Origin of the sequence: Chitinophaga sp. (genome assembly GCF_035564935.1) — a bacterium.
In the GTDB taxonomy this organism is placed as follows: Bacteria; Bacteroidota; Bacteroidia; order Chitinophagales; family Chitinophagaceae; genus Chitinophaga.
Genome location: NZ_DATMTE010000316.1, coordinates 1 through 10,699 on the forward strand (window position 1 = coordinate 1; position 10,699 = coordinate 10,699).

Sequence of the window (10,699 nt, forward strand, 5' to 3'; positions counted from 1 at the left end):
CCTCTATCAGCCCAATTCTTTTGATATTCTAGCGTGGACGGCGCTCTTCTGGTGCCTGATGCAGTTACTGCAAACAAAGGAGAACAAATGGTTATTATGGATGGGTGTTGTTACCGGCATAGGAATACTTAATAAATACAACATTATTTTCCTGGTGATCGGGATGGCGGGCGCCCTCGCTCTTTCGGCCCAATGGAAAGTATATAAGAATAAATACCTCTATATAGGAATGGGGATTGCTGTGGCCATCATTGCGCCGAATATTATCTGGCAGTTGCAGCATGGAATGCCGGTGCTGCATCATATGAAGGAGTTGAGTGAAAGTCAGCTGGTGCATGTAAGCCGGATTTCTTTTTGGGGAGATCAGCCCATCTTCTTCATGGGCGGTGCTTTCATAGTGGTTGCAGCCGTTATAGGATTAATATTTTCGCCGGTGTTCCGGACTTACCGCGTTATCATAGGTATTTATGCATTAACCATGTTATTGTTTACCTACCTGCGTGCAAAGAGTTACTATTCGGCTGGTTTATACCCGGTATTGCTTGCTTTTGGCAGCGTATACTGGGAGCGGGTCTTCACCCACGACTGGACGCGTCACCTGCGCTGGCTATGGGTGGCACTGATAGTGGTACCTTTTGCTTTGCTGGTGAATGTTATTTTCCCGGTGATGAAGCCGGCGCAGATCAGTGAAAAGGCCGGCAAATTCCGGGCGCTGGGGTTATTGCGGTGGGAAGACGGACAGGATCATACCCTTCCCCAGGATTTTGCGGACATGCTTGGCTGGCGGGAACTGGCGGATATGGCCTGGCAAACCTGGCAGCAGGTACCCGCGGCGGACCGGCCTTATACCTTACTGATCTGCGATAATTACGGGGAAGCCGGTGCGCTGAATTATTACAATAAAGGCAGAAACCTTCCATTAGCAAATGCCATGGACGCGGATTATGTTTTCTGGTTCCATGAAATGGACACTATCCGCTATATCGTTAAAATTGGTACGAAGCCGGAAGGTGAATACATGAAAATGATTGGCCGCCTGGAGCAGACCGGCGTTATGAAAGACACCTTATCCAGGGAATATCAATGGGGCGCCGGCGCCTGGTTATTATCTGACCTGTCACCTGATTTGCCGGCGGCGTTGAAGACGGCTTTGCGGAAGAAGCAAAATGTTTACCAGGGCAAATAGATGTGCCCGGGAAAGTTACTGTTACTGCGTGCGTTTCCGCCCATGATGCCTCCCTGCCAGGAAAATAAACAGCCAATTAAAGGGGAAGTATTGCCCCGGATAAGTGGCCACGGTTAATGAATAGCCATGCAATTGAAACCCGGCAAGGCAAGGATAATGATTCCCAGGGGCTACCTGCTTTCCGGCCGTATATAGCTGCAGTTACCGAGTAATAATAAACTCCACTTCCCCGAAACCCAACTGCAATATTTCACCGTTTCTTTCCAGGCAAAGATGCCCATCCGGTAATACATCGCGGATAACGCCCTCAAATATTTCCCCGTCTTTGCGGTAAAGTCCGGGTTGCTGCCAGCGGAAAAGGCGGGAGTTGTATTCGGTAAGCAATGCTTCATAGTTAGCGGGCTGCAGCTGCCGGATCCTTTTATCAAGGAAAGCGCATAACTCTTTGGCCAGGTCTGCTGCCTGGCGGGTTTTGCCGGTAATTTGCCGTAGGGAAACTGCATGGGGCAATTCGGGAGGGAAAGCCGCCTGGTTAATGTTAAGCCCTATGCCTATAATGGCATATTGCCATATATTTCCGCGTAAAACATTCTCAATCAGGATGCCGCCTGCCTTTCTGTCACGCCAGTAAATGTCGTTGGGCCATTTGATAATGGTTTCATCGCCGGCATGGGAAGCAAAGAAATCGGTGGCGCCGAGGGCTACTGCAGCACTAAGCATAAACTGCCTTGAAAGGGGCAACATAGCCGGCTGGAGGGCAATTGTGAGGGCGCTGATATCCCCGGGTTGGGCCAGCCATTGTTTTCCACGGGTACCTTTTCCGGCGGTTTGGTTGCTGGTAAACCAGGCTGTGCCCGATGTCACCTGGCCCGAATTTACCTGCTCCATGGCATAGTTATTGGTGCTGTCTATTTCGTCTAATATATAAAACGGGTGTCCTATCACATGAATCTTTTTTAGTCTGTATCCGGCCCGAAAAGTAATTCATTTTATTATTTAATTAACATTTTCAGGCCCCCCGCGGCGGATATTAAACATCTTATATTACTGCTTGTTTAGTAACTTTGACAATTAAAGATTATTTTTAACAAAAACGAGATTTATTGGCACCCTTAACCGTTCTGAGCACGAGAAAGAAGGCGCAGCAACGCCTGACCAGAGAAAGTGAAATTTTTACCACCATCATAAAGGCCATACAGGATAAGAAGGGGGAAAATATCGTGTCCCTGGATCTACGCCAGATTCCTGAAGCCGTGGCCGATTTCTTTATAATATGTGAAGCCAATTCAGGCACCCAGGTGAAAGCCATTGCTGATTATGTGTCAGATGAGGTGGAGAAACATACGTCGGAAGAACCGTACAAACACGAAGGATTTGGTTCTCAAAACTGGGTTTTGGTTGATTATGTGAATGTAGTAGTACACATTTTCCAACCCGAAAACCGGAAGTTCTATAATCTGGAAGAAATGTGGAGTGACGCTGACAGGATGGACCACACCGAAGACTGAACAACCAGCTTGTTTTAGAATTTAATTATTCATATTATTCTGATAGCAATAAACATCCGTAAAGGAGCGTAAGATTATGGAAAAAGGAGGCAATAACTTCAATAAGGGTTCAGAGAAATCACCTAAGAAAGGACCGAAGTTCAATATATACTGGGTGTACGCCTTTATTGGTGTGGCCCTGCTCGCAATGAACTTTTTTGATTTAAGATCCCCAACCAAAGAGATCAGTTTCCAGGAATTTCAGATCGATTATCTGAAACCGGGAGATGTTGATAAGCTGGTTGTTGTGAATAAAAAATATGTAGAGGTCTACATAAAACATGACCGTCTTAAAGAGGCGAAGTTTAAAGATGTTAACAAAAGCAAATTTGGCGGTGAGAACCCAGGTCCTCACTTCCGTTTTTCTATTGGTAGCGAAGAAAGTTTTAAGAAGGATATAGATAAAGCCCAGGAAGGTGTTCCGGTGGAGAACCAGGTAAAGATCTCGTATGATGAGCGCCAGAGTTGGTTTGAACCTATCTTCCAGCTGCTGTTACCGATTATCCTGATCATTGGTTTGTGGATACTGCTGATGCGTAAAATGGGTGGCCCTGCAGGTGGCAGCGGAGGCCCGGGAGGTATCTTCAATATCGGAAAATCCAAAGCTACATTGTTCGACAAAGGCACCCGCGTGAATATCACCTTCAACGATGTGGCTGGTTTGGACGAAGCGAAAGTAGAAGTAATGGAAATTGTGGATTTCCTGAAAAATCCCAAAAAATACACTTCACTGGGAGGTAAAATTCCCAAAGGCGCATTGCTGGTAGGCCCTCCGGGTACCGGTAAAACCCTCCTGGCCAAAGCAATGGCCGGCGAGGCACAAGTGCCGTTCTTCTCTATGTCAGGCTCCGACTTCGTGGAACTGTTTGTAGGAGTAGGCGCCAGCCGCGTACGCGACCTGTTTAAGCAGGCCCGTGAAAAAGCGCCATGTATCATCTTTATAGATGAAATTGACGCCATTGGCCGCGCAAGAGGTAAGAATGTAATGATGAGCAACGACGAACGTGAAAACACCTTGAACCAGTTACTGGTAGAAATGGATGGCTTCGGAACAGACAGCGGTATTATTATCCTGGCTGCCACCAACCGCCCCGATGTACTGGACAGCGCTTTGTTGCGCCCGGGCCGTTTTGACCGTCAGATCTCTATTGATAAGCCGGACCTGGCCGGAAGGGAAACCATTTTTGAAGTGCATTTAAAGCCTATCAAAACTTCCCCCAACCTGGATGTGAAGAAACTCGCTTCCATGACGCCAGGTTTCGCCGGCGCCGATATTGCCAATGTATGTAACGAGGCAGCGTTGATCGCGGCCCGTAAAGGCAAATCACAGGTGGAAATGGACGACTTTAACGACGCCATTGACCGTGTAATTGGCGGTCTGGAAAAGAAAAACAAGATCATCTCACCTGAAGAAAAAGAAGTAATTGCTTACCACGAAGCCGGTCACGCTATTTGCGGCTGGCACCTGGAACATGCTAACCCGCTGGTAAAAGTAACCATCGTTCCGCGGGGTGTAGCAGCGCTGGGTTATGCGCAATATCTTCCGAAGGAACAATATCTGTATAACACCGAACAGCTGCTCGATGATATCTGTATGACGCTCGGCGGCCGTGCAGTAGAGGAACTGGTTTTCGGCAAAATATCTACCGGCGCACAAAACGACCTGCAGGTAATTACCCGTATGGCCTATGCAATGGTAACCGTATACGGTATGAACGATAAAGTTGGTAACGTATCGTTCTATGATCCGAACAGCGACCAGTCATTTACCAAACCTTACTCTGAGGAAACATCCAAGATGATTGACGATGAGGTAAGAAAGCTGATTGCGAGCGCTTATACCAGAACCAAAGAACTGCTCACCTCCAAAATGGACCAGGTGAAGGCGCTGGCGGAAGAACTGCTGAAGAAAGAAGTTTTATACCAGGCCGACCTGGAAAGACTGATCGGTAAACGCCCTTACGATACCCATAAGGAACACCAGCTGGGTAAAGAAGGCGCACCTACTGAAGGTGTACATCCTTCAGATATCATCAACCCTTCTCCATCACCAGCTAATGCGTAAATAGTGATATGAAGATTTCTCCTGCTAAGGAAAATATTCTGAAGAGAGTACGGAATGCTTTAAGTCAGTCAGTACAGTTGCCCTTCCCCAATTCGGAGGGCAACTCGTCTGTTTTTAAAACTGAGAATGAAAGCCTGGAATTAAAGTTTGCAGAAGAATTTACCAGGTTGCAGGGAAAGTTTGTTTACTGTACAGGGAAAGGTGAGCTGATGGAGAGTCTTCGTGCGCTTTGTGAACACAAAGAATGGCACAATGTATTTTGTCAGACGCCTGCCCTGCTGAAAACAATCCACCAGCATGATTTACCCGTGTTGAACCAGGGTTCCGTACATGAAGCAGATGCAGCGATTACAGATTGCGAATACCTGGTAGCGCGTACCGGAACATTGGTACTTAGTTCCGCACAACCCAGTGGCAGGGCTTTACCGGTATATGCTCCCGTGCATATCGTAGTAGCCTATACGCACCAGCTGGTTTTTGACCTGAAGGACGCGCTCAATAAGCTGAAAGATAAATACGGTAACGATATCCCGTCGGCGATTTCCTTTGCAACGGGGCCCAGTCGTACTGCAGATATTGAGAAAACACTGGTAGTAGGGATCCATGGTCCCAAAGAAGTATACGTATTTTTAGTAGACGAATAAATAAACTGGCTTTTAGTTTTTAACTGTTAGCTTTTAGTACCGGGAGCGATGTATCGTTTCTTTCACTAAAGGATACCCGTTAAAAGCTAAAAGCTTCATAATTTTAAGAATGGATATCGCATTACCGGCCAGTAAGAAAGTATATTTTGCTTCTGATTTTCACCTTGGCGCTCCCAGTCCTGCAGTCAGCAGGGAGCGTGAAAAGCTGCTCCTGCAATGGCTGGAGCAGGTGGAACATGATGCACAGCATATTTTCCTGGTAGGTGATATCTTTGATTTCTGGTTCGAATACAGGCATGTTATTCCCAAAGGCTACACCCGGATTCTGGGTAAGCTGGCGGCATTGAGCGACAAGGGAATCGGTATCTCCATTTTCATCGGTAATCATGATATGTGGATGGATGGTTATTTTGAAGAAGAGATGAATATACCGGTGTACTATGAGCCGCAAACTTATACCATTGGCAACAAACGGTTTTATATTGGTCATGGCGATGGTTTAGGCCCGGGTGATCATGGCTATAAGATGTTGAAAAAGGTATTCAGGAACCCGTTTTGCCGCTGGCTGTTTTCCGCCATCCACCCGGCATGGGGCATTGCTCTTGCCAATTATTTCAGCCGTAAAAGCCGCTCTGCTACCGGGCAGGAACTGGAACATTTCCTGGGAGAAGAAAATGAATGGCTGGCGATATACAGTAAAGAAATATTGCAAAAAGAGCATTTCGATTATTTTATCTACGGACACAGGCATCTGCCCCTTGATATTTCATTACCTGGGAACAGCAGGTATATCAATCTTGGCGACTGGCTGAATTATTTTTCATATGCTGTTTTTGACGGCAATACAGTGGATCTGAAATTTTTTACCGAAGCTGGTGAAAAGGCCGCTCAAATTGGCCGGCAGATCAGGCATCCAGGATCTCATGCAAAATAGGCGGGGAATGCATCTCCGTAAAATCCGGTAAATGCAGCCGGAAAAATTCCAGGTACGCATACAGTAATTTCCTTCTTCTTTCTTTATTCATAGTAATCGCCGCCAGGTGTTCTACAGCTGTGCATTGAAACAGCTGATCGGTTAATTCGCTGCTATAGGTATCCAGGTGATTGGAGTGGTGTGGTGGCAGATCTGAGAAGGTGCCCTCCTGCAAATCGAGGTATGGAGTATATTCAGAAAACCTTCCATTCAGCCTGAATCCCAGGTGCTCTCCCATTTTTAGCGTAAAATACAAAGGCAGGTTGGCTACTACCTGCAGTCCGGAGATATCCAGCAGTTGCAACATATTTTCAGTAAAGAAATAGAGATCGGTTTGTTGCTCCGGTTGTTTCAGGCATTTTTGCAGCAGCTCTATCATATAAAGCGCTACCGTATTTTTCACCACATTGAGGTGTATGGAGTGATAGAGAAAGCCCAGTTTATATTCAGAAATGCGCTGCAGATTTTTGATATCGTTGTGATATACCACCAGCTCAAGGATATTACCAGGTTGCAGCAGGTTGCCTTTGGCTGCTTTGGGTTTGGAAGAACGGGCGCCGTTAACAATATACGACTGCACCCCGAAGAGTTCAGTGAATATACTCACGATGAGGCTGGTGTCGCCATACTTTACTGTGCGTAATACGATGCCGCGTGTTTTATGAAGCAATTTTCCTGGCTTTTGCTGTTGCAGTTTGTGAAAGCAACCGGCATGCAAGTTAACACAAACCCGGCGATTGAACAGCTAAAAGCTAAAACCTAACAGCTGGCAGCTAAAAGGAGTCAGCTCATCGCTGCCGGCTAACAGCTAATAGCTATTTTAATTACCTTTACGCCCATTACTAAAAAGGGAATCCTTATGTGGCAACGTTTAGCAGGCTTTGTGCTAAAATATCGGTTATTGCTTCTTGTTCTATTACTCGCCGGCACCGGCTTTATGGGTTATTTTGCCAGTAAGGTACAAATGTCGTACGACTATGTAGCTACCATACCTCATGATAACCAGAAGTTTCTTGAGTTCCAGGAGTTCAAGAATAAGTTTGGCGGAGATGGTAATGTGCTCATGCTCGCTGTGCAAACGGACAAATTTTTCCAGGCAGATTTTTTCAAGGATTATGTTCAGCTGAACAAAGACATGAAGAATGTTTTTGCGGTGGAAAATATTATGAGTGTGCCGATGGCTATCAACCTGGTGAAGAATGACAGCACACAGAAGCTGGAGGCTAATCTGCTTTTTCAGGGCGATCTTACCAATCAAACGGTGATTGATAGCTTATCGGGTGTTTTTAACACACTTCTTTTCTACAGAGGGCTGTTGTACAACCCGGATACTCATGCTTATCTCATGGCCATTTATGTGAATAAGGATGTTTTTAATTCTCCGAAGCGTACGGCTGTGGTAAATGAAATTACGAAGCTGGCCAATGCTTTCCAGGATAAACAACATACGGAGGTACGCCTGAGCGGGTTGCCGCTTATTCGTACAGCCATGGCCGTTAAAGTGGCGGATGAGTTGAAGCTGTTCCTGAAAATATCTTTCCTGTTAACCGGCCTGATACTGTTCCTGTTCTTCCGTTCATTTGGGGCGGTATTGATGTCGATGATCGTGGTGGCTATTGGTGTGATCTGGTCGGTGGGTACCATTGTGCTGATGGGTTATAAGATCACGTTGCTTACCGGGCTTATACCCTCGCTTATAGTAGTGATAGGGATTCCGAACTGTGTATATTTCCTGAGTAAGTATCATACGGAATATGCCAAAGATGCCAATAAAACGCGGGCGCTGGTGCATATGATACAGCGTATGGGCATCGTTACCCTGTTTACCAATCTTACGGCCGCCATTGGTTTTGGCGTGTTCTGTTTTACCAATAGCGCCCTTCTGAAAGAGTTTGGTGTAGTGGCAGGTTTAAATATCATGTTCATCTTCCTGATCTCTTTTATTTTCCTGCCATCTGTTTTAAGTTACTTACCTGCGCCCAAAACCAAGCACACTACTTACCTCGACAACCGGTTTTTCGGCGCTATACTTGACTTTCTGAATACGCTGGTATTTAAATACCGGCCATGGGTATACGGAGTGAGCGGGGCATTGGTAATAGCAGCTATTGTGGGAATGGGCCGGTTACAGTCGGTAGGATATATGCTGGATGATATTCCTCATACCGATAAGCTGTACACAGATCTGAAATTCCTGGAAACGAATTTCAAGGGTGTAATGCCGCTGGAAATTTCAGTGGATACAAAGAGGAAGAATGGCGTTATCAGTTTACAAACCCTGAATAAGCTGGATGAACTGACACAGCTGATTGCTTCGCAGCCGGATTTCGGCCGTCCGTTGTCGGTAGTAGAGGGGATCAAGTTTGCCAAGCAGGCATATTATAACGGCGACAGCTCCAACTATGCGGTGCCTAACCAGTTTGACCTGAGTTTCCTGGCGCCTTACCTGCGTATGAAAGGGGGCAGTACCACGGGGCCGGCTTCCACTTTTTCGAAGCTGGTTTCTTCTTTTATGGATAGTACCCGGCAGGTAGCGCGACTGAGTGTGAATATGAAAGATGTGGGATCACAGAAGCTGCCGGTATTATTGGATTCATTACAGCCTAAAGTAGCAGCTATTTTTGACACTGCACATTATAAGGTCACCTTTACGGGCACCAGCGTTATTTTCCAGGAGGGCACCCGTTTTATCATCAATGGACTGATGGAGAGTGTGGTGCTGGCCTTTGTATTGATCCTGATTTGTATGCTTTATCTTTTCCGTTCGTGGAGAATGCTGATCATATCGCTGATCCCGAACGTAATTCCGCTGGTAGTTACCGCCGGTGTAATGGGATGGGTGGGCGTTCCTTTAAAGCCGTCTACTGTGCTGGTTTTCAGCGTGGCACTGGGTATAGCCATTGACGTTACGATCCGTTTCCTGGTTAATTTTAAGCAGGAATTGCCACGTCATGATTTTGATATCAGTGCAACAGTAAAGCAAACGATCCATGAAACCGGGTTAAGTATTATTTATACATCAGCTATCCTGTTTGCCGGGTTTATGATTTTCAGTTTTTCCGGGTTTGGCGGCACAAAGGCTCTTGGCTGGCTTACTTCCCTGACCCTGGTGGTAGCTATGATCACCAACCTGACCATATTGCCGGCTTTGCTGTTGTGGATGGAGAAGGCATTACTGAAGAAAGCGAAAAAGAAAGAATTGTGGAAACCACTGGATGAGGAAGAGGATATCGACATCCGGGAATTAGGGATCAGCGATAAAGAATAAGATTAAAACAAGATAATTATACAGCACCGCCGGGGCGAACAGTTTGCATCTTTTATGCTTCCTGTTTGCCCCGGTGGCTTTTTAGTGTCATGATACCGCAGTATATGCTAAATATTTAGCTAAAATGGACAAAAAATAGCGCTGAAATGATCTAGTGGGCAGCATTCACATACACTTATAGCCGCTTGTAAAAAAAGGGGGTGGATTATAATGAAAAAGTATGAGGTTTAGTATGCCATTCTAACCACATAGTTCATGAAAAATAAGTACTTAAAAGGCGCTCATTTATCCGAGCGCAAGTTTAAGGAGATCCTGCGGCTGTTTGCCGATGATCTCACTGCGACCCAGATAGCGAATATCAGCGGTGTAAGCAGGGTAACTATTAACAGCTACCTGAAAAAGCTACGACACCAGATTGCGCGATACTGTGAAACGCAGCACCCCGTGCCGGTTCCCGTGTTAACGTATGAAGCCCGGCAGAGCGACCTTACCCCCGACCACGACAGCGATACGCTGGTGGCGGTAAAGCCGGAAGTAGACCGGATTGTAAAGCCGGTAATCTTCGGCATCTGCAGATCCTCAGACCGGTTACACACCGAAATTCTCCCAGACGTAAGCAGGTCCATGATCCATGCCGCTACCCGCGGGCGTTCCGTATTAGAAACGCAGACTGCTACCGAGCGCTTGCGCCGGTTCAACGGGTTGGTGGATCTTGGTCAGTACCGTTTGTACCGGTTGGGGCAAACGTCCGACACGCATCAGATGGATGACGTGGATGCTTTCTGGGGCTTGACCAAGCATCGCCTGGCTAAGTTCAAAGGGCTTAACCGGAACACTGCGTATTTGCACCTGAAAGAGTGTGAGTACAGGTTTAATCATCGTAATGACGATCTTTTCGCGGTATTGCTGGAGTTGTTGAAAACATACCCGCTTACCCTTTCCTGATAAGATATTAGCCCCGCATTTATGCGGGGCAACTTTAATCTCGATTTAGATTTTGGTTGATGAGCACAGGC

At 46.4% G+C, this 10,699-nt stretch carries 9 protein-coding genes; 7 read left to right on the top strand and 2 right to left on the bottom strand.

Annotated features, from left to right (window positions below; genetic code table 11):
• Positions 1-1,186: glycosyltransferase family 39 protein (locus VN105_RS08425; protein ID WP_325639808.1), on the top strand; the 1,186-nt coding region annotated here is incomplete at its 5' end.
• Positions 1,187-1,387: 201 nt separating this feature from the next.
• Here VN105_RS08425 and VN105_RS08430 read toward each other — a convergent pair.
• Positions 1,388-2,131, bottom strand: coding sequence for a biotin--[acetyl-CoA-carboxylase] ligase (locus VN105_RS08430; RefSeq protein ID WP_325639810.1), 744 nt, complete (start codon positions 2,129-2,131; stop codon positions 1,388-1,390).
• Between the two features lie 158 nt (positions 2,132-2,289).
• Between VN105_RS08430 and rsfS the strand changes: the two genes are divergently transcribed.
• From rsfS to VN105_RS08450, 4 genes are all read left to right on the top strand, one after another.
• Positions 2,290-2,694 (top strand): ribosome silencing factor, encoded by a 405-nt coding sequence (gene rsfS / locus VN105_RS08435; RefSeq protein WP_325639812.1) that lies wholly within the window; start codon positions 2,290-2,292, stop codon positions 2,692-2,694.
• A 76-nt stretch (positions 2,695-2,770) separates the two neighbouring features.
• Positions 2,771-4,798, top strand: a complete 2,028-nt coding sequence (gene ftsH / locus VN105_RS08440; RefSeq protein WP_325639814.1) for an ATP-dependent zinc metalloprotease FtsH — start codon at positions 2,771-2,773, stop codon at positions 4,796-4,798.
• Positions 4,799-4,806: 8 nt separating this feature from the next.
• Complete coding sequence (locus VN105_RS08445; protein WP_325639816.1) at positions 4,807-5,442, top strand: lactate utilization protein; 636 nt, start codon at positions 4,807-4,809, stop codon at positions 5,440-5,442.
• A 109-nt stretch (positions 5,443-5,551) separates the two neighbouring features.
• Entirely contained in the window at positions 5,552-6,376 is an 825-nt protein-coding gene (locus VN105_RS08450) for a UDP-2,3-diacylglucosamine diphosphatase (RefSeq protein ID WP_325639818.1), read from the top strand.
• Here the strand turns inward: VN105_RS08450 and recO are convergent.
• Positions 6,348-7,085 carry a DNA repair protein RecO gene (gene recO / locus VN105_RS08455; RefSeq protein WP_325639820.1) on the bottom strand — a complete coding sequence of 246 codons (738 nt, stop codon included), beginning with the start codon at positions 7,083-7,085 and terminating at the stop codon, positions 6,348-6,350. The genes VN105_RS08450 and recO overlap by 29 nt on opposite strands.
• Before the next feature lie 231 nt (positions 7,086-7,316).
• Between recO and VN105_RS08460 the strand changes: the two genes are divergently transcribed.
• A complete protein-coding gene (locus tag VN105_RS08460) occupies positions 7,317-9,683 on the top strand; it encodes an efflux RND transporter permease subunit (protein WP_325639822.1) in 2,367 nt (788 codons plus the stop codon).
• 255 nt (positions 9,684-9,938) lie between these two features.
• On the top strand, positions 9,939-10,628 hold the full coding sequence (locus tag VN105_RS08465) for an IS1595 family transposase (RefSeq protein WP_325639824.1): 690 nt from the start codon (positions 9,939-9,941) through the stop codon (positions 10,626-10,628).
• Positions 10,629-10,699 lie beyond the last annotated feature (71 nt).

Excerpts from the sequence above, each read along its gene's own strand:
- ftsH (WP_325639814.1), top strand. The coding sequence starts at position 2,771 with ATGGAAAAAGGAGGCAATAACTTCAATAAGGGTTCAGAGAAATCACCT.
- VN105_RS08445 (WP_325639816.1), top strand. The coding sequence starts at position 4,807 with ATGAAGATTTCTCCTGCTAAGGAAAATATTCTGAAGAGAGTACGGAAT.
- VN105_RS08450 (WP_325639818.1), top strand. The coding sequence starts at position 5,552 with ATGGATATCGCATTACCGGCCAGTAAGAAAGTATATTTTGCTTCTGAT.
- VN105_RS08465 (WP_325639824.1), top strand. The coding sequence starts at position 9,939 with ATGAAAAATAAGTACTTAAAAGGCGCTCATTTATCCGAGCGCAAGTTT.